The following is an 18,887-nucleotide window of genomic DNA, read 5'->3' on the forward strand; positions in this document are numbered from 1 at the left end:
GCTACGTTAAACCTGTGTACCGGCACGTAATTGCTGTAACAAACGCTCCACGGGAGCCGCCAGCCCAACAGATGGCGGTTGCGCTAAGTTATACCAGAGCGCGTTGCCTTCATCCATGCATGAGGTGCATGAAGACACGGGAAGCCACATAGGCACAATATCTAAGTGGAAATGGCTAAAGGTATGGCGAAACGCATTAAGTTGGATCAGATTATCTGTGTTAATTTGCCGTTGCGCCAGCCACTTACGCAGCCCATCTTCGTCGTCAAACTGAGGAAAACAGTATAAACCACCCCATAAGCCGCTGGGCGGACGCTGCGATAGCAACACCTCGTCATCATGCTGCAGCAGTAAAAAATAGCCCGTACGTTCCGGTAACGTCTGTTTGGGTTTTTTACCAGGATACAGCGCCCAGCTTGCATTGGCGGCCGCTACACAGCCATTCTCTAGCGGACACAGCGAACATTTAGGCTTTGAACGTGTACAAACCATAGCGCCTAAATCCATCATCGCCTGGTTAAAACGCTCAACGCCGTGGGCAGGCGTAACCTGCTCGCTCAGTTCCCACAGTTTCTTTTCGACCTCTTTTTTCCCCGGCCAGCCGCTTACAGCATAACAGCGAGCCAGCACGCGTTTGACGTTACCGTCAAGAATCGGAAAATGCTGACCCAGAGAGAGTGAAAGGATAGCGCCTGCGGTCGAGCGTCCAACGCCTGGCAGGGCGGCGACTTCATCAAAGGTTTGCGGAAAAGTACCGCCATGCAGCGCCACAACCTGCTGCGCGGCTTTATGTAAATTGCGCGCACGGGCGTAATAGCCCAGCCCGGTCCATAAATGCAGAACTTCATCCAGCGGCGCATGGGCCAAATCCGTTACCGTCGGAAAGCGCGCCATAAAGCGCTCAAAATAGGGGATAACGGTGGCAACCTGAGTTTGTTGCAGCATCACCTCAGAGAGCCATACTTTGTAAGGCGTCTTGTCAATTTGCCAGGGCAGCGTCTTGCGCCCGTATTTGTCGTACCAGCTCAAAACCTGAGCTGAAAATTGAGAGGCTTGCATGATTACCGTTTCATTATTGCCGGGGGCAAGATTGCAGCACAGCGGCAACGGGGTGTAAACCGGAACTTTCCGCTGCTCACTTTCTTCCTTTACTTGCATCCGGCAACTAACTTTGGATAATGCCCGTTTTCAGAACTCAAACACAGCAGACTAAACTTTTATGAAGAACGACGTCATTTCACCGGAATTTGATGAAAACGGCCGCCCTCTGCGCCGGATTCGTAGTTTTGTTCGTCGCCAGGGGCGACTGACGAAAGGGCAGGAACACGCGCTGGAAAACTACTGGCCGGTGATGGGCGTTGAGTTCAGCGAAGAGCCTGTAGATTTCGCTGCGCTGTTTGGTCGCGATGCGCCAGTCACGCTTGAAATTGGTTTTGGGATGGGGGCTTCGCTGGTGGCGATGGCGAAAGCGCGTCCGGAACAGAATTTCCTCGGCATCGAGGTTCACTCGCCGGGCGTTGGCGCGTGTCTGGCTTCAGCCCATGAAGAGGGCGTCGAGAACTTGCGTGTCATGTGCCATGATGCCGTTGAAGTCCTGCATAAAATGATTCCTGACAATTCTTTATCTATGGTTCAGCTGTTTTTCCCTGACCCGTGGCATAAAGCACGTCATAATAAACGCCGTATCGTTCAGGTACCGTTTGCTGAGCATATCTTAAGTAAGCTGAAGCTGGGCGGCGTGTTCCATATGGCAACCGACTGGGAAGCGTATGCGGAGCACATGCTGGAAGTGATGTCCTCTATCGACGGGTATAAAAACCAGTCAGAGAGTAACGATTATGTACCGCGCCCACAATCGCGCCCGGTAACCAAATTTGAACAACGTGGTCATCGTCTTGGCCACGGCGTATGGGACTTAATGTTCGAGAGGGTGAAATAATGGCAAAGAACCGTAGCCGTCGTTTGCGTAAAAAAATGCATATCGACGAATTCCAGGAAATAGGATTTTCGGTTGCATGGCGTTTCCCGGAAGGTACATCTGGAGAGCAGGTCGATAAAATCGTTGATGACTTTATCGATGAGGTTATCGAACCGAACAAACTGGCCTTTGACGGCAGCGGCTATCTGGCCTGGGAAGGTCTGATCTGTCTGCAGGAAATCGGCAAATGCACCGAAGAACATCAGGCAATCGTCCGTAAGTGGCTGGAAGAGCATAAACTTGAAGAAGTGCGCACCAGCGAACTTTTCGATATTTGGTGGGACTAAGTAGCACAGGGTCGGCAAATGCCGGCCCGATTTGTATTGAGGGAAAGATATGATGCGCAAAACGCTGCTGGCGGCAGTCCTAACGTTCACGGCGATGGCCGCACATGCCGATTATCAGTGCAGCGTCACCCCACGTGACGATGTGATTTTGAACCCACAAACGGTGCAGGTGAAAGGCGAAAACGGCGATCTGGTTATTACCCAGGCCGGCGATGTCACCTTTAACGGTAAGCAGTACAACCTGAACGCCGCACAGCGTGAGCAGGCTAAAGATTATCAGGCCGCGTTGCGTAGCAGCCTGCCGTGGATTGACGAAGGTGCCAGAGCGCGCGTAGAGAAAGGTCGCGTGGCGCTGGACAAAATCATCGCCAAAGAGGTCGGTGAAAGCAGCAACATGCGTGGCCGCTTAACCAAGCTGGATGCGCAATTGAAAGCGCAGATGAACCGCATCATTGAACATCGTACTGATGGGCTGACCTTCCACTATAAGGCGATTGACCAGGTCCGCGCCGACGGGCAGCAATTAGTGAATCAGGCGATGGGCGGCATTTTGCAGGACAGCATCAACGAGATGGGTGCCAAAGCTGTGCTCAAAGGCGGCGGTAACCCGCTGCAGGGCGTGCTCGGGAGCCTCGGTGGTTTGCAAACGTCAATTCAGAACGAATGGAAGAATCAGGAACAAGACTTCCAGCAGTTTGGCAAAGATGTTTGCGCCCGCGTCGTGACGCTGGAAAACGATCGTAAAACGCTGGTTAGCACGCTGAAATAATTTTCACCTCTTTTTAACGGCACAGAAACATTCTGTGCCGTTTTATTTTGTATCTTTCTGTTTTTTTGATATCCATCTCTAAGAATGGCAATTTGATGGAGATATAAATCTGGTTAATTGGATACCGTCACATTATTCATCTGTAAGATAGACATAATGCTGCAAATTCAAGTAACTGGAGAAATAACATGGAGTTTTTCAAGAAAACGGCACTTGCCGCACTGGTTATGGGTTTCAGCGGCGCGGCGCTTGCACTGCCAAACATCACTATTTTAGCAACCGGCGGGACCATTGCCGGCGGTGGTGATTCCGCGACAAAATCTAACTACACGGCAGGCAAGGTAGGCGTAGAGAATCTGGTTGAAGCCGTACCTCAGTTGAAAGACATCGCGGTTGTTAAAGGCGAGCAGGTGGTGAACATCGGCTCTCAGGATATGAATGACGACGTCTGGTTAACGCTGGCGAAAAAGATTAACACCGAGTGTGATAAAACCGATGGTTTTGTGGTGACGCATGGTACGGATACCATGGAAGAAACCGCCTATTTCCTCGATCTGACCGTCAAGTGCAACAAGCCGGTAGTGCTGGTGGGTGCAATGCGTCCGTCTACAGGGATGAGCGCCGATGGCCCGTTCAACCTGTATAACGCAGTGGTGACGGCTGCAGACAAAGCCTCTGCCAACCGTGGCGTGCTGGTGGTGATGAACGACACCGTGATGGATGGTCGCGACGTGACCAAAACCAACACTACCGATGTAGCCACCTTCAAATCCGTTAACTATGGCCCGCTGGGCTACATCCATAACGGCAAGATTGACTACCAGCGTACGCCTGCGCGTAAGCACACCACGTCTACTCCGTTCGATGTGTCTAAGCTGACCGAACTGCCGAAAGTGGGGATTGTTTACAACTACGCTAACGCCTCGGATCTGCCAGCCAAAGCGCTGGTCGACGCGGGTTATGCGGGTATCGTCAGTGCGGGTGTAGGTAACGGCAACTTGTATAAAACGGTATTCGATACGCTGGCCACTGCCGCGCATAAAGGTACCGTCGTGGTGCGTTCCTCCCGTGTACCAACCGGCTCCACCACGCAGGATGCTGAAGTTGATGATGCGAAATACGGCTTTGTGGCTTCAGGTTCTCTGAACCCGCAAAAAGCGCGTGTTCTGCTGCAGCTTGCGCTGACGCAAACCAAGGATCCTAAGCAGATCCAGGAAATGTTTAATCAGTATTAATCGATGCAGGTGGCTGCGCTTATCGCCCTAACCCTGTAGGGCTGATAAGCGCAGCGCCATCAGGCAATTTGCCGGATGGCGGCTCAAGGCCTTATCCGGCCTACATCGTTACCGTATTACTCCGCTAGAAACAGCTCCAGCAGCGAATTCAAAAACAGCTTACCGTGTTGGGTAATCTGCCAGTATTCATCGCATTCACTCAGGTAACCCTGGGCGATAGCTGCATCAATCTGTCGACGAATAACGTCTTCGGCAAGCCCGGTGTATTGCGTGAATTCTGCACGCGGCGCGGCCTCCAGTAACCGGAAACGGTTCATAAAGAACTCGAACGGCTTGTCGGCTTCGGCGACATCACGCTGGCTTTCCAGGTAACGTCCTTGCATGTATCCGCGTGGATGCCGCGTTTTGGTGGTGCGCAGGATGCGTCCGTCCGGGAAAGTGATTTTGCCGTGCGCGCCGCAGCCAATGCCAAGATAGTCGCCAAAACGCCAGTAATTGAGATTGTGCTGACACTGATAGCCCGGTTTCGCATAGGCTGAGGTTTCGTACTGTTGATACCCCGCTGCAGTCAGCAACTGGTGGCCTTGCTCAAAAATATCCCACAGCGCGTCATCGTCCGGTAATACCGGCGGACGTGAACCAAATAGCGTGTTGGGTTCGATAGTCAGCTGATACCAGGAGAGATGCGGCGGGTTGAGCGCGATGGCCTGTTGCAAATCGCCCAACGCCTCTTCCAGAGTCTGATCCGGCAGGCCGTGCATCAGATCGAGATTAAAGCTACGTAGCCCCAGACCGCTCGCCAGATTCGCGGCACGTTTGGCTTCTTCCGGTCCGTGAATACGCCCCAGGCGCTCAAGTTTGGCGACGCTAAAGCTCTGTACGCCAATGGAGATTCGGTTTACGCCAGCGCGTTGATAATCAACAAAGCGATCGGCTTCCACCGTACCGGGATTCGCCTCCATCGTGATTTCTGCATCCGCGGCCAGCTTCAGGCGTGCGCGCACGCCGTCGAGCAGTGTTTGCATTGCCGGGCCAGAAAGCAGGCTCGGCGTACCGCCACCGATAAAAATTGTCTTTACTTCACGTCCCTGGGCGTGGGCCGCCTCAGTATCCAGATCGCTCAGCAGATGCTGCACATAGTCGTCATGAGGAACGTCGCCCTTCAGCGCATGCGAGTTAAAGTCGCAGTAGGGACATTTTTGCACGCACCACGGGATGTGAATATAAAGACTTAGCGGCGGAAGCTTAACCATTACGCAGGGTATCCAGCAGCAGCTTCAACGCCTGTCCGCGGTGAGAAATTGAACTTTTCTCTTCCCGGGTCAGTTCAGCCGCCGTTTTCCCTTCAGTCGGCACAAAGAAGATCGGGTCGTAGCCAAAGCCACCGTTTCCGGCAGGTTCACGGGTAATAATACCCGGCCAGCTTCCGTGGCACACTACCGGCGTTGGATCGTCTGCGTGGCGCATATAGACCAGCACGCAGTGGAACTGTGCCTGGCGCTTGTCATCAGGAACATCCTGCAGGGTGTGAAGCAGTTTTTCCAGGTTCTGCCTGTCGGTCGCATCTTCGCCGGAATAACGGGCCGAATAGATGCCCGGCGCGCCGCCCAGGGCGTTCACCGCCAGACCAGAGTCATCAGCAATGGCCGGCAGTCCGGTAATTTGCGCGGCATGACGCGCCTTCAGAATGGCATTCTCAATAAACGTCAGCCCGGTCTCTTCTGCAGAATCAACACCCAGATCCGTTTGGGCAACGACATCAAGTCCGAAATCACTCAGAAGAGAGGCGAGTTCACGCACTTTACCGGCATTGCCGGTCGCGAGGACAACTTTTTGCATGGGATACCTAATCAGTTAGTGCCGCAATTTCGGGCGGGATCTGTTGCGGATGAATGATTTTAACCTGTTTGTGACGGCCAAGCTCGCCCTTCTCAATAACGACCTGGCTTTTTGCCACACGGAACTGTTTGCCGAGAAATTTCACCAGATGGCTGTTCGCTTGCCCATCCACCGGCGGGGCGGTAATGGCGACTTTTACTTCGTCGCCATGCAAACCCACAATACTGTCACGGCTGGCTTTAGGCTGAATGTAGAGCCGTAAAACCAGACCGTCGTCGCAGGGTGTAACGGCACTCATAGCGCCATCCACAGCCCCGGCAGCAGCATATTGCCTGTCGCCTGTAACACTTCCGCGATGCCCATATTAATCACGTAGAGCAGCAGAACCAGAATCATTGGCGAGAAATCGATGCCGCCCATACCCGGGAGGATACGACGAATAGGACGCAGCAGTGGGTCCGCCAGTTGGATCAACACATATTCAACAGGGCTGCGGCCCTGACTGACCCAGCTCATAATCGCCATCACCAGCAGTACCCAGAAAATCAGCAGTCCGATGGTCTTGAGGACAATCAGTACGGCGGCGATCCAGATAATCGGCTGGAACGTGACCACCTTAAACAGCACGATGGCTTTGATAAAGCTGAGAACGAGCGCAACTAATGCCGAGGCGCTGTCAATCGGCCCCATCGGGGGAATCACACGGCGTAACGGCCCAATAACAGGCTGAGTGATTTTCACTATAAACTGCGAGAACGGGTTGTAAAAATCGCAGCGAGACCATTGCATCCACACGCGTAGCAGCAGCGCCATGGTATACAGCTCAATTACCGTTGAGAGCAGGAAGGTCAACGTATTCATGGTGTTCCTTAGTTTTCCTTATTTTTTAGTGTAATCACGAGCACCAAAAATGGCGGTGCCAATGCGCACCATCGTGCTACCCGCCGCAATTGCGGCATCCATATCATCAGACATCCCCAGTGAGAGGGTGTCGATGCCTGGGTAGCGTGTTTTCAACCCGGTAAATGCTACAGCCATTTGCTGTGCAACTTCAAACTGCCTTACATAATCTGACTCAGGCGCCGGAATTGCCATCAGACCACGCAGGTTAATACGCGGCAATGCGGCGACTTCAGCGGCCAGTGCATCAAGCTCTGCCAGCGGAATACCTGACTTACTGTTTTCATCGCTGATATTAATCTGGATCAGCACATTCAGCGGCGGTAGTTCCGCCGGGCGCTGCTCGCTCAGACGGGTAGCGATGCGCAGACGATCAATCGTATGACACCAGTCAAAATGTTCAGCGACCAGACGGCTTTTGTTGGACTGCAGTGGGCCGATAAAGTGCCACTGCAGATCGTTGACGCCTTGTTCCCGGAAGTAGCGAATTTTATCCACCCCTTCCTGAACATAATTTTCACCGAAGGCTCGCTGACCTGCGGCAATGGCATCTTCGATGGCGCTCGCAGGTTTGGTTTTACTGACTGCAAGCAATGTAACTTCTTCTGAAGACCGCCCGCAACGCGTCGCGGCGGCTGAGATTTTGTCCCGGACATGTGCCAGGTTATGCGCGATATCGTTCATTTTCCGAGGATGTTCATATGAATATGGAAGAAATAGTGGCCCTTAGTGTAAAGCATAACGTGTCGGATCTACACCTGTGCAATGCATGGCCCGCGCGCTGGCGCATACGCGGAAATGTCGAAATCGCGCCGTTTACCACGCCTGACGTAGAGACGTTGCTGATGTGCTGGCTCAGTGAGCAACAACAGGTACAGTGTCAGAAACAGGGGCAGCTGGATTTTGCCATTACGCTGGCGAACTCACGGCGTCTGCGTGCGAGCGCATTTGTTCATCAGCAGGGAATCTCTCTGGCGCTAAGGCTATTGCCGCTTGATTGCCCATGTTTGGATGATCTCCAGACTCCCGCCGCCTTACCTGAGCTGCTGCACAGTGAAAATGGATTAATTCTGGTGACCGGCGCTACCGGCAGCGGTAAATCAACGACCCTGGCGGCGATGGTGGCATATCTTAATCAGCACGTCGCGGGACATATTTTGACGCTGGAAGATCCCATTGAATATCGTCACACCAGCCAGCGTTGTCTCATTCAACAACGGGAGGTGGGCGTACACTGCGCTTCTTTCGCCGCCGGTTTGCGCGGCGCGCTACGCGAAGATCCTGATGTCATTCTGCTGGGCGAGCTGCGCGACGTGGAAACCATTCGTCTGGCGTTAACGGCTGCGGAAACCGGGCATCTGGTGCTGGCAACGTTACACACGCGAGGGGCGGCTCAGGCGATTGCGCGGCTGGTGGATACTTTTCCCGCACCGGAGAAAGATCCGGTGCGTAATCAGCTGGCAGACAGCCTGCGGGCAGTGCTTTCGCAAAAGCTGGAACAAGATAAGCAGGGAGGACGCGTGGCGCTATTCGAACTGCTCATCAACACGCCCGCCGTCGGTAACCTGATCCGTGAAGGGAAAACGCATCAGCTACCCGGCGTAATGCAAACCGGGCAACAGACAGGCATGCAGACGTTTACGCAAAGCCTGCAGCAGCGCCAGGCGCAGGGACGGCTTTAGTAGCCCTGCTCGAAATAGCTTTCGAGAATAATAACGGCAGAAGCGGAGTCCACTTTACCTTTATTCAGTGCCCGGTACCCACCTTGCTCAAACAGGCCGGAGCGGGCTTCGACGGTACTCAAACGCTCATCATGCAACGTCACGGTAACGCCAAAACGACCGTGAATACGGTTAGCGAACTTGCGTGCGCGTGCGGTAAGGGGTTGTTCGGTGCCATCCATATTGAGCGGTAAGCCGACAATGATTTCGTCCGGCTGCCACTCTTTCAGCAGACGTTCAATCAAATTCCAGTCCGGCGTACCGTCCTGTGCTTTGATCGCGGGCAAGGGTCTCGCGGTACCGGTAATACGCTGACCAATCGCAACGCCAATGCTTTTGGTACCAAAGTCGAAAGAGAGTAATGTTCCGCTCATCAGGCATGTCCCGCCACGCCAGGCATGGTCAGAATATCTATCCCGATAAGTTTCGCCGCATCGCGCCAGCGGTCGGCAATCGGCGTTTTAAACAAGATGTTGAGATCGGCGGGGGCTGTAAGCCAGGCGTTATCCAGCAGTTCTTGTTCGAGCTGGCCTTTTTCCCATGATGAATAGCCTAGCGCAACCAGCACCTCAGAGGGTTGCTCCTGCGTACCTAAGGTTTCTAATACATCGCGGGAGGTGGTGATGATGGTGTTATCTGAAATGCGGATACTGGATGCAAAGCGTGACGGCGGGGTATGCAGAATAAACCCACGGTCTTCCGCCAGCGGTCCGCCGAGCATCACCGGTTTATCCAGACGAATAGCCGGATCGCGCGCTTCAGGAGTAATTTTCAGCTTTTCCAGAATCCCTTCAATTTGTAAGTTTTCCAGAGGTTTATTGATGATAATCCCCATTGCTCCGTTCTCATTGTGTTCACAGATATACACCACGGAACGGCGGAAAATCGGATCCTGGAGAGCAGGCATGGCAATAAGAAAGTGATGCTGTAAATTCATTGTCAGAGGTTCTGTTTCCTGGTTCAAAAAAGCAACAGCGCCCAGTATGCGTACAAATACGAGCGCTGTCACTATGAGTATTGGTAGGATCCCTTCTACCGGCGAGTTCTTTTATTTTTGCAAACGAGCCTCAATGGCATCCATCAGCATACCGGTAATTGAAACCGGGAATTCTGCTTCAATCTCACGAATACAGGTTGGGCTGGTGACGTTAATTTCCGTCAGGCGATCGCCAATGATATCCAGACCGACAAAAATTAATCCCTTCGCTTTCAGCGTTGGGCCAATGCGGCGGGCAATTTCCCAGTCGCTGTCGGTTAATGGACGCGGCTCGCCACGACCACCGGCGGCCAGGTTGCCACGGGTTTCACCACCCTGCGGAATACGCGCCAGGCAGTACGGAACGGGTTCGCCATCCACGACCAGTACGCGTTTGTCGCCGTCTTTAATCGCTGGCAAATAGTTCTGCGCCATGCAGTAGCGAGTACCATGTTCGGTCAGCGTTTCGGCAATAACGCCGAGGTTTGGGTCACCTTCCTTCACACGGAAAATAGATGCGCCGCCCATGCCGTCCAGCGGCTTGAGAATGATGTCGCTGTGTTTTTGCCAGAAGGCTTTTAGCTGCGCTTTGTTACGGGTGACCAGCGTTTCTGGCGTCAGGTCGGCAAACCATGCGGTAAAAAGTTTTTCGTTACAATCGCGCAGGCTCTGCGGTTTGTTGACGATTAACGTCCCTTTTTCTTCTGCACGTTCCAGAATATAGGTCGCGTAAATGAACTCAGTATCAAATGGCGGATCCTTACGCATCAGAATCACATCCAGATCGGCCAGCGGGAGATCCTGCTCACCCTTGAACTCATACCATTTGTCGTAGTTCTGCTCTACGCTCAGGGTCCGCGTACGGGCGCGGGCTTCACCGTTGATCAGATAAAGATCGGCCATCTCCATATAGTGAATTTCGTAACCACGACGTTGTGCTTCCAGCAGCATAGCGAAGCTGGAATCCTTCTTGATGTTGATGCTTGCGATGGGATCCATCACGATGCCGAGCTTGATCATTGTTCTTCTCCGTTAGCCCAGATCGCCAAAACGCACCTGTAGCGCGGTAATGGCGGTGAGCGCAGTTGTCTCAGTACGCAGAACGCGAGGTCCTAACAGAATATCAGTAAACTGATAACGTGCGGTCATGGCAATTTCATCTGCCGACAGCCCACCTTCCGGGCCAATCAGCAAGCGGATGCGCTCTACCGGCAGCGGCAGCGTATTGATGCTGGCGCTGGCGCGAGGATGCAGGTTCAGTTTCAACCCTTCGTCCTGCTCAGCGCACCATGCTTCCAGATCCATTGCCGGGCGAATTTCAGGCACCCGGTTACGACCGCACTGTTCGCAGGCGGCAATGGCGATTTTCTGCCACTGCTGGAGCTTTTTGTTCAGGCGTTCACTGTCCAGTTTAACGCCGCAGCGCTCAGAAAAAAGTGGCGTAATGAGGCTTACACCCAGTTCGATCGATTTCTGGATAGTAAATTCCATTTTTTCGCCGCGCGACATCACCTGGCCCAGATGGATGTGCAACGGCGATTCACGATCGTCGAGTTCGGCGTTAAGCACCTTCACGTCAACGCTTTTCTTGCTGGCGTGAGTGATTTCGGCGTCAAAGATTTGATTGCTGCCGTCAAACAGCTGTAACGCCTGGCCTGGTCCCATACGCAGCACACGACCGATATGGTTGGCGGCATCTTCACACAGTGAAATTTGGCTGCCGGAAGCGAGTGGTTCAGGGTGATAAATGCGAGGAATGCGCATAGTTAAACATCCGCGTCATGGCCCTGGGCTGCGAAAGGCCAGGGCATGGTTAAAAATATTGCCGCTAGTGTAGGTTAGCTCTTTTGCGCCTGGCAAGCGCGTTGCACATAGGGATTATGGTTCCCCTGTACCTTCGCAATGCGTTCGTCGCGCTCACACTCCCAGTCGGTAACCGGATATTGCCTGTTCCAGGCATTAAAAAGCTGGGTTTGTTGGCGGGAGAGCGTCAGGTTGTATTGGTCGCGCATATAAAAATAGGTGCGTGCGATAGCGCCGCGGGCGCGGGCTGGCGGCTCGGCAACTTTCTCTTTGAAATCAACCTTCATGGCGCACTGTCCATACTGGCCTTCGCCACCGTTCCACTGGCTGTACATAAAGTTTGCGCGATCGCCATTTACTTCACCCACTGCAGGCTGCAGGTTATGCATATCGCTTTCCATCTGGCGATAGACTGGATCTTTGGCGCAGTTTTTACGTCCTCCGTCCTGCCAGCACTGGCGCTGATGGCCAAACTGCCAGGCAGGGACAACATGTTCCCATTCGATACGACTGGCGCGGTTTTCGTTTTTTCGCACTTTATAGCCGCAGGATTCAAGGTCAACGACCCCTTTTTTACCTTGCCAGTTAATTTTACAACCGCAGTAGAAATCGCCCGGCGCATCGGCGTTAACTTTGACGCCTGCTGCTTTCGCCTGAGAAAAACTGTTGATACCTTCGGCTAACACCGGGCCAGAAAACGCAGCGGCTAACATGACCGCGGCAAAAGAAAGATTACGGTACATCACGAACTCCGTGTCAAAACGAGCCCGCAACGTAGCGAAAGTTGTTCTTGTATGCAATCAGCGAGATCAGAAAGGTTCCTGATAATTCTGAATATTATTCTGCAACCAGTGGTTCGCCGCAATGGACGCAGCGGTAGGTAGCTTCACCGCGAACAACACGGTTATGGCGGCGAACGGTCAAGTGATGTTCCTGGCACTTACAGCGGTAAGCAAAGGTTTTACGTTGCACGGATTGCAGCTCAAACTGATGCGTGCGTCGGGCCGGGACGCCCAGCACACTCTCCATCATCCATTTCCACTCTTTTCCGTGCGGCGGGACGCGGCCAAAGTGCTTCCACACCAGCAAATGCGCCAGTTCATGGGGGACCACTTCGTTAACGAACGCATCGATGTTTTCCATCAGCAGCACCGGGTTGAGGCGGATTTCGTAAGTTTGTAGCCACGCCGTACCTGCGGCGGTTCCGCGCTGTTGGTAAACCAGCTTTGGCTCCGGGTAATGACGTTCCAGCTTGAGATTGGCCTGGGCGAGTTTTTCCCGCAGGCTGCGCATAACGGCTTGCTGGATGGCGATGGGAAGTCGGGAGGTTTTCATAACGCCAGAGGATAGTGCGACAGGGAAGGGACTGCAAGAGGAAGGCTTCCTCCCGCTTGGGGAGGAAGCCTTGAGTGATTAGTCGTGTGCGCCAATTTCGCGCAGTTTACGACCTTTCATCAGGTTACGTTCAATGTGTTCCAGAGAGACGTTTTTCGTTTCCGGGATTAGCCACAGGGTCAGGAAGATGAACAGGACGTTCAGGCCGCCGTAGACCCAGAAGGTGTTAGCGCTGCCCAGCGAGTTCAGCATCGTCAGGAAGGTTGCGCCGACGATCATGTTAGCAATCCAGTTGGTTGCGGTAGAGCAGGTGATGCCGAAATCGCGGCCTTTCAGCGGCTGAATTTCAGAACACAGTACCCAAATCAGCGGACCGGCACTCATCGCGAAGCCAACGATAAACATCAGCAGCATCAGCACGGCAAAGTACTGGGCGGCAGCGGAGTGGATACCCACATGCATCATGGTGCCCAGTACGCCCATACCTACAGCCATAACGATAAAGCCAAGAATCAGCGTAGGTTTACGGCCCCAGCGGTCAACCAGGCCAATGGCGATAAAGGTTGCCAGCACGTTGGTCAGGCCAACGATAACCGTTCCCCACATCTGCTCGGTGGTGTTGGTATAACCCGCCAGTTCAAAGATTTTTGGCGCGTAATACATAATGACGTTCATCCCGGTGAACTGCTGCATCACCTGTAACAGCACGCCAAGGAACACTGCGCGACGGAAGTTGCTGTTTTCTTTAAACAGCGCCCAGCCGCTTTGTTTAACCTGCAGACTCTCACGAATTTCATCCAGTTCGCGTTTGGCCTCAGCGCTGGTATCACGCAGACGCAACAGAACGCGCTCGGCATCGACAAAACGACGTTTAGCTGCAAACCAACGCGGGCTGTCCGGCAGGAAGATAACGCCAATCAGCAGTAACAGAGCAGGGATAATGATTACGCCCAGCATCCAGCGCCATGCGCCGCTATAACTGAACGCGGTATCGGAGAGGTAAGCGCCGAGGATCCCGATGGTGATCATCAACTGATACATCGAGATCATGCTGCCGCGGATTTTTTCCGGTGCGATTTCGGACAGGTACAGCGGCGCGGTATAAGACGCAACGCCAACGGCCAGGCCCAGCAGAACGCGGGAAACCAGTAGCACTTCAACGTTTGGTGCCGCGGCGGAGAACAATGAACCGGCAACAAACAGGATCGCGCCAATCATCAGGCTCTTTTTACGCCCCAGTTTGAAGGAGAGCCAGCCGCTGCCGACAGCGCCTACAGCCGCACCAAACATCATTGAGCTCACCACCCATTCCTGAGTGTGCGGGGTAATTTGAAACTCGTCGGTGATGAACGGTAAAGCGCCGGCAATAACACCGATATCCAGGCCAAAAAGTAATCCAGCCAGGGCTGCAAGAAAGCAGACAAAAAATGTCATGGCTTTGTTGGAACGCCCCGTTTTTTTATTGTCAGGCATGATGCCCTCCGGTTGGGTAGCTAGTTTTGTTGATGTTAAGGGTAGGTGAGTACGGGGTAAAAAAATGCGAATCACATCACATTAGTGTAATCGCTTACATTGGCATTCGTGGCGATTATTAATTATGATCTTGAAAGATAAGGTTTTTATAATAATACGATACAGTTATTTGCCTGGAATTAAGACAATACTGAAAAGTAATGTAACAATGATGCACAAGAGATGGCCAGGTTATGTTAATTAGAAGAGGGAGGAAACACAGCTTAATGTAATCGCTTTCATTTTCGTTCAAAAAGAGGATTAATAGCGCTGTTATGGAAAGGGGAGGCAGAGAGAAGATGGGCATAAAAAAGACCAGCCGAGGCTGGTCTTAAGAAGCATAAGCGTTCAGTCGTGACTGAATTATTTCAGTCCGGCAGCGTCACGCAGCAGTTGCGCTTTGTCGGTTTTTTCCCAAGGGAAATGCTCACGACCAAAGTGACCATAGGCTGCGGTTTCTTTGTAGATTGGGTGCAGCAGATCCAGCATCTGAATCAGACCATACGGGCGCAGGTCGAAGAACTCACGCACCAGCAGGGTCAACTGTTCTGAAGGCACTTTTTCGGTACCGAACGTTTCTACCATGATAGAGGTCGGTTCAGCCACGCCGATTGCGTAGGAAACCTGAATCTCACAACGGTCAGCCAGGCCAGCGGCAACGATGTTTTTCGCGACGTAGCGGGCCGCATAGGCTGCGGAACGGTCAACTTTAGACGGATCCTTACCAGAGAATGCGCCGCCACCGTGACGAGCCATACCGCCGTAGGTATCAACGATAATCTTACGACCGGTCAGACCGCAGTCGCCCATTGGGCCGCCGATAACGAAACGACCGGTTGGGTTGATGAAGAATTTGGTAGAAGCATTCAGCCATTCAGTCGGCAGTACCGGCTTGATGATCTCTTCCATAACGGCTTCTTGCAGCGATTTCTGATCGATATCTTCAGAGTGCTGAGTCGACAGAACGACCGCATCAATACCGACGATTTTGCCGTCGTCATACTGGAAGGTAACCTGGCTTTTTGCATCCGGGCGCAGCCAGGATAAGGTGCCGTTTTTACGCACTTCAGCCTGACGCTGCACCAGACGGTGAGCATAGGTAATCGGGGCTGGCATCAGCACGTCGGTTTCGTTGGTGGCGTAGCCAAACATCAGGCCCTGGTCGCCCGCGCCCTGTTCCAGCGGATCGGCACGGTCAACGCCCTGGTTGATGTCCGGAGACTGCTTACCAATTGCGCTCAGTACCGCACAAGAGTTGGCGTCAAAACCCATGTCGGAATGCACATAGCCAATTTCGCGCACCGTGTTACGGGTGATCTCTTCGATATCGACCCATGCGCTGGTGGTGATCTCACCGCCAACTAAAACCATACCGGTTTTGACGTAGGTTTCGCAGGCAACGCGTGCTTTCGGATCCTGTTCCAGGATTGCATCCAGCACGGCATCAGAGATTTGGTCAGCGATTTTGTCAGGATGCCCTTCTGATACGGACTCGGACGTAAAAAGGTGTTTTGCCATATTTAATTTCACCTAAGGAGAATTTGGTTAGCTCAAACTGTCGAGTGGGATAGCCATGTGTAGAAGATTCTACCATGAGTCTGCAGATGACGGACACTGGCAGTCTGAGTGTTAATCGGTATAGATGGATTAACATCTGGACGGCTATTTTAGGACAGTTCTTCGCCTGATTTCCAGCTTTTTTTGATTGAGGTCGCATTGTACTGAAAATGTAACTGGAAATTTTTCCTGACGGTGCTGGCAATGTGTGCATTTATCTTTTGCTTTTTCGTACTGTTGTCGGTATAAAACGCGGCGCGCGGCTCATACAAAAAGCACACGACATTTTCATCGTGTTGCCACTTCCAGCCGGGTTAAAACTATAGCTTTGGCTTGTGGGTTCTCCGTGAGGAGCAACCGTGGAGGTGATACGAGATAATGAACCGTTGTATTCTGCTGAATCTGTCGCACCGTTCTGGTGTACATATGTCCCCCGCAATCTGCATCTCTGTTTTGCATACCTGTCGATGTTATATACACAAAATCATTTATGCTGCGTCGAGGCGGCAAATGAATGAGTCCCCTGAACGTACGAGTAGTACGTGACTGGGGCGAATGCGCGTAGCCAACAAAGAGGCTGCATGAAGGATGAAGTGTATACCCATCTCGGCGTATCTCAGGACTCAAGAGCCGGTAACGGTCACTAAGAACTGAACAAGGGCGCTCTTGGTAAACAAGAGTTTTCTCGTGGTTTCGCCGAACTGTCAGCAGTACGTTCGGTTACGTGTTTACAATGATATGAAAAAGAAACCGGTCGCACAGTCGGAGCGTCAGCACTATCTGCTGGAAATTCTGCCTGTATTTGGGTTGTTATCGCGTCTTTGGATTGCGATAGTAGTCAACTGTTTTACACTTGTTAATAAAATTTGAGGTTCGCTATGTCTGACGACATTTCTTTGGGTTCGCCTTCGTCAGCAGGCGAACACGGTGTACTACGCTCCATGCAGGAGGTTGCAATGAGTTCCGAGGAAGCCAGCAAGATGCTGCGTACTTACAATATTGCCTGGTGGGGTAATAACTACTATGACGTCAATGAACTGGGTCACATCAGCGTGTGCCCGGATCCGGACGTACCAGAAGCGCGTGTTGACCTTGCTGAGTTGGTGAAAGCCCGTGAAGCGCAGGGCCAGCGTCTGCCTGCTTTGTTCTGTTTCCCGCAGATCCTGCAACACCGACTGCGTTCGATTAACGCCGCGTTCAAACGCGCCCGTGAATCCTACGGCTACAACGGTGACTATTTCCTCGTTTACCCGATCAAGGTCAACCAACACCGTCGCGTGATTGAATCACTGATCCACTCCGGCGAACCGTTGGGACTGGAAGCGGGTTCCAAGGCTGAACTGATGGCCGTTCTGGCTCATGCCGGAATGACCCGTAGCGTGATCGTCTGTAACGGCTATAAAGATCGTGAATACATCCGTCTGGCGCTGATTGGCGAGAAGATGGGCCATAAGGTCTATCTGGTTATCGAGAAGATGTCTGAAATCGCCATCGTGCTGGATGAAGCTGAACGCCTGAATGTCGTTCCGCGTCTGGGCGTGCGAGCGCGTCTGGCGTCGCAGGGTTCCGGCAAGTGGCAGTCCTCCGGTGGTGAAAAATCCAAATTCGGCCTGGCGGCAAACCAGGTACTGCAACTGGTAGAAATTCTGCGTGAGCGCGGCCGTCTGGACAGCATTCAACTGCTGCACTTCCACCTTGGCTCGCAGATGGCGAACATTCGCGATATCGCCACCGGCGTGCGTGAGTCGGCCCGTTTCTACGTCGAGCTGCACAAGCTGGGCGTGAATATTCAGTGCTTCGACGTGGGCGGCGGCCTGGGCGTGGACTATGAAGGTACCCGCTCGCAGTCCGACTGCTCCGTAAACTACGGCCTGAACGAATACGCCAACAACATTATCTGGGCGATTGGCGATGCCTGTGAAGAGCATGGTCTACCGCACCCGACAGTGATCACTGAATCGGGTCGTGCCGTTACCGCGCACCATACCGTGCTGGTCTCCAACATCATTGGCGTTGAGCGTAGCGAAATTACCGAAGCGACGCCGCCGGCAGACAACGCGCCGCGCTCCCTGCAAAGCATGTGGGAAACCTGGCAGGAGATGCACGAGCCGGGCACGCGTCGTTCGCTGCGTGAATGGCTGCACGACAGCCAGATGGACCTGCACGATATTCACGTTGGCTACTCTTCTGGCACCTTTAGCCTGCAGGAACGTGCGTGGGCAGAGCAGCTCTATCTGAACATGTGCCATAATGTGCAAAAACAACTCGATCCGAGCAATCGCGCGCACCGCCCGATTATCGATGAGCTGCAGGAGCGGATGGCGGATAAGATTTACGTCAACTTCTCACTGTTCCAGTCAATGCCGGATGCGTGGGGGATCGACCAACTGTTCCCGGTGCTGCCGCTGGAAGGGCTGAACCAAGCGCCTGAGCGCCGCGCGGTGCTGCTGGATATTACCTGTGACTCTGATGGTGCTATCGACCATTACGTTGACGGGGATGGTATTGCCACCACCATGCCGATGCCGGAATACGACCCGGAGAACCCGCCGATGCTGGGCTTCTTTATGGTCGGCGCGTATCAGGAGATCCTTGGTAACATGCACAACCTGTTCGGCGATACCGAAGCCGTTGACGTGTTTGTCTTCCCTGACGGCAGCGTGGAAGTTGAGCTGTCTGACGAAGGCGATACCGTGGCGGACATGCTGCAGTATGTGCAGTTGGATCCGAAAACGCTGCTGACGCAGTTCCGTGATCAGGTGAAAAACACCGATCTGGACGCCGAGTTGCAACAACAGTTCCTCGAAGAATTTGAAGCAGGGCTGTACGGATACACCTATCTGGAAGATGAATAACGGTAAATTCCCGGTGGCGCTGCGTTTGCGGCGCTCACTTGAATCCGTACAAATTAACGGCGATAATTCGCCTATACAAGTAGTCACGTAAATCAATCCCTTCCTCGTCGGGCTTAACGA

The 18,887-nt window shown here is 53.1% G+C and carries 21 protein-coding genes and 1 pseudogene; 8 read left to right on the top strand and 14 right to left on the bottom strand.

Going from position 1 to position 18,887, the window contains the following annotated elements; all coding sequences use genetic code 11:
- Positions 1–6 precede the first annotated feature (6 nt).
- Positions 7–1,059, bottom strand: coding sequence for an A/G-specific adenine glycosylase (gene mutY / locus FDW97_RS21365; RefSeq protein ID WP_085048925.1), 1,053 nt, complete (start codon positions 1,057–1,059; stop codon positions 7–9).
- 160 nt (positions 1,060–1,219) lie between these two features.
- Here mutY and trmB point away from each other — a divergent pair, with 160 nt between their 5' ends.
- From trmB to ansB, 4 genes are all read left to right on the top strand, one after another.
- Positions 1,220–1,939, top strand: a complete 720-nt coding sequence (gene trmB, locus FDW97_RS21370; protein ID WP_038633629.1) for a tRNA (guanosine(46)-N7)-methyltransferase TrmB — start codon at positions 1,220–1,222, stop codon at positions 1,937–1,939.
- Entirely contained in the window at positions 1,939–2,265 is a 327-nt protein-coding gene (locus tag FDW97_RS21375) for a YggL family protein (protein WP_038633626.1), read from the top strand. The genes trmB and FDW97_RS21375 overlap by 1 nt, the downstream gene beginning before the upstream one ends.
- 49 nt (positions 2,266–2,314) lie before the next feature.
- Positions 2,315–3,034 carry a DUF2884 domain-containing protein gene (locus FDW97_RS21380; protein WP_038633622.1) on the top strand — a complete coding sequence of 240 codons (720 nt, stop codon included), beginning with the start codon at positions 2,315–2,317 and terminating at the stop codon, positions 3,032–3,034.
- Positions 3,035–3,222: 188 nt separating this feature from the next.
- Positions 3,223–4,269: an L-asparaginase 2 gene (gene ansB, locus FDW97_RS21385; protein WP_038633619.1), complete on the top strand. Its 1,047-nt coding sequence runs from the start codon at positions 3,223–3,225 to the stop codon at positions 4,267–4,269.
- A gap of 116 nt (positions 4,270–4,385) precedes the next feature.
- Here the strand turns inward: ansB and hemW are convergent, their stop codons facing one another.
- From hemW to FDW97_RS21410, 5 genes are read right to left on the bottom strand one after another with little or no spacing between them, the layout of a single operon-like run.
- The gene (hemW, locus tag FDW97_RS21390) at positions 4,386–5,522 is read right to left on the bottom strand and encodes a radical SAM family heme chaperone HemW (protein ID WP_137351594.1); all 1,137 of its coding nucleotides are present in this window, start codon (positions 5,520–5,522) and stop codon (positions 4,386–4,388) included.
- Entirely contained in the window at positions 5,515–6,108 is a 594-nt protein-coding gene (locus tag FDW97_RS21395) for an XTP/dITP diphosphatase (RefSeq protein WP_137351595.1), read from the bottom strand. Before FDW97_RS21395 ends, hemW begins: the two co-directional genes overlap by 8 nt.
- A gap of 7 nt (positions 6,109–6,115) precedes the next feature.
- Positions 6,116–6,406 (bottom strand): DUF167 family protein YggU, encoded by a 291-nt coding sequence (gene yggU, locus FDW97_RS21400; protein ID WP_003027101.1) that lies wholly within the window; start codon positions 6,404–6,406, stop codon positions 6,116–6,118.
- Positions 6,403–6,969 carry a YggT family protein gene (locus FDW97_RS21405; RefSeq protein ID WP_038633609.1) on the bottom strand — a complete coding sequence of 189 codons (567 nt, stop codon included), beginning with the start codon at positions 6,967–6,969 and terminating at the stop codon, positions 6,403–6,405. Before FDW97_RS21405 ends, yggU begins: the two co-directional genes overlap by 4 nt.
- An 18-nt stretch (positions 6,970–6,987) precedes the next feature.
- A complete protein-coding gene (locus tag FDW97_RS21410) occupies positions 6,988–7,692 on the bottom strand; it encodes a YggS family pyridoxal phosphate-dependent enzyme (RefSeq protein ID WP_038633606.1) in 705 nt (234 codons plus the stop codon).
- Positions 7,693–7,709: 17 nt separating this feature from the next.
- Here FDW97_RS21410 and FDW97_RS21415 point away from each other — a divergent pair, with 17 nt between their 5' ends.
- Positions 7,710–8,690, top strand: coding sequence for a type IV pilus twitching motility protein PilT (locus FDW97_RS21415; protein ID WP_137351596.1), 981 nt, complete (start codon positions 7,710–7,712; stop codon positions 8,688–8,690).
- Here the strand turns inward: FDW97_RS21415 and ruvX are convergent.
- The 8 genes from ruvX to metK all read right to left on the bottom strand — a co-directional run bounded on the left by ruvX (position 8,687) and on the right by metK (position 15,873).
- Positions 8,687–9,103: a Holliday junction resolvase RuvX gene (gene ruvX, locus FDW97_RS21420; protein ID WP_038633601.1), complete on the bottom strand. Its 417-nt coding sequence runs from the start codon at positions 9,101–9,103 to the stop codon at positions 8,687–8,689. The two genes, FDW97_RS21415 and ruvX, sit on opposite strands and share 4 nt — an antisense overlap.
- Positions 9,103–9,666 (bottom strand): YqgE/AlgH family protein, encoded by a 564-nt coding sequence (locus FDW97_RS21425; protein WP_032940453.1) that lies wholly within the window; start codon positions 9,664–9,666, stop codon positions 9,103–9,105. The genes ruvX and FDW97_RS21425 overlap by 1 nt, the downstream gene beginning before the upstream one ends.
- A 111-nt stretch (positions 9,667–9,777) precedes the next feature.
- The gene (gene gshB / locus FDW97_RS21430; protein WP_038633598.1) at positions 9,778–10,725 is read right to left on the bottom strand and encodes a glutathione synthase; all 948 of its coding nucleotides are present in this window, start codon (positions 10,723–10,725) and stop codon (positions 9,778–9,780) included.
- A gap of 12 nt (positions 10,726–10,737) precedes the next feature.
- The gene (gene rsmE, locus FDW97_RS21435) at positions 10,738–11,469 is read right to left on the bottom strand and encodes a 16S rRNA (uracil(1498)-N(3))-methyltransferase (RefSeq protein WP_038633593.1); all 732 of its coding nucleotides are present in this window, start codon (positions 11,467–11,469) and stop codon (positions 10,738–10,740) included.
- 74 nt (positions 11,470–11,543) lie between these two features.
- Positions 11,544–12,251: a deoxyribonuclease I gene (endA, locus tag FDW97_RS21440; protein WP_137351597.1), complete on the bottom strand. Its 708-nt coding sequence runs from the start codon at positions 12,249–12,251 to the stop codon at positions 11,544–11,546.
- 94 nt (positions 12,252–12,345) lie between these two features.
- Positions 12,346–12,843 carry a SprT family zinc-dependent metalloprotease gene (locus FDW97_RS21445; RefSeq protein ID WP_137351598.1) on the bottom strand — a complete coding sequence of 166 codons (498 nt, stop codon included), beginning with the start codon at positions 12,841–12,843 and terminating at the stop codon, positions 12,346–12,348.
- A 78-nt stretch (positions 12,844–12,921) separates the two neighbouring features.
- Positions 12,922–14,316, bottom strand: coding sequence for a galactose/proton symporter (gene galP, locus FDW97_RS21450; protein ID WP_069324803.1), 1,395 nt, complete (start codon positions 14,314–14,316; stop codon positions 12,922–12,924).
- A gap of 402 nt (positions 14,317–14,718) precedes the next feature.
- Entirely contained in the window at positions 14,719–15,873 is a 1,155-nt protein-coding gene (metK, locus tag FDW97_RS21455; RefSeq protein ID WP_006686850.1) for a methionine adenosyltransferase, read from the bottom strand.
- Between the two features lie 417 nt (positions 15,874–16,290).
- On the opposite strand from metK, the pseudogene FDW97_RS23735 reads away from it, so the two are divergent.
- The 3 genes and pseudogenes from FDW97_RS23735 to speA form a co-directional block, all read left to right on the top strand.
- Positions 16,291–16,392: pseudogene (locus tag FDW97_RS23735) on the top strand (hypothetical protein); the annotation flags it as partial.
- A gap of 258 nt (positions 16,393–16,650) precedes the next feature.
- Positions 16,651–16,782, top strand: a complete 132-nt coding sequence (gene yqgB, locus FDW97_RS21460; protein ID WP_064507034.1) for an acid stress response protein YqgB — start codon at positions 16,651–16,653, stop codon at positions 16,780–16,782.
- 8 nt (positions 16,783–16,790) lie between these two features.
- Complete coding sequence (speA, locus tag FDW97_RS21465; protein ID WP_072014782.1) at positions 16,791–18,767, top strand: biosynthetic arginine decarboxylase; 1,977 nt, start codon at positions 16,791–16,793, stop codon at positions 18,765–18,767.
- Positions 18,768–18,887: the final 120 nt, after the last annotated feature.

Source organism: Citrobacter sp. wls708, from assembly GCF_005281255.1.
Taxonomy (GTDB): domain Bacteria; phylum Pseudomonadota; class Gammaproteobacteria; order Enterobacterales; family Enterobacteriaceae; genus Citrobacter; species Citrobacter werkmanii.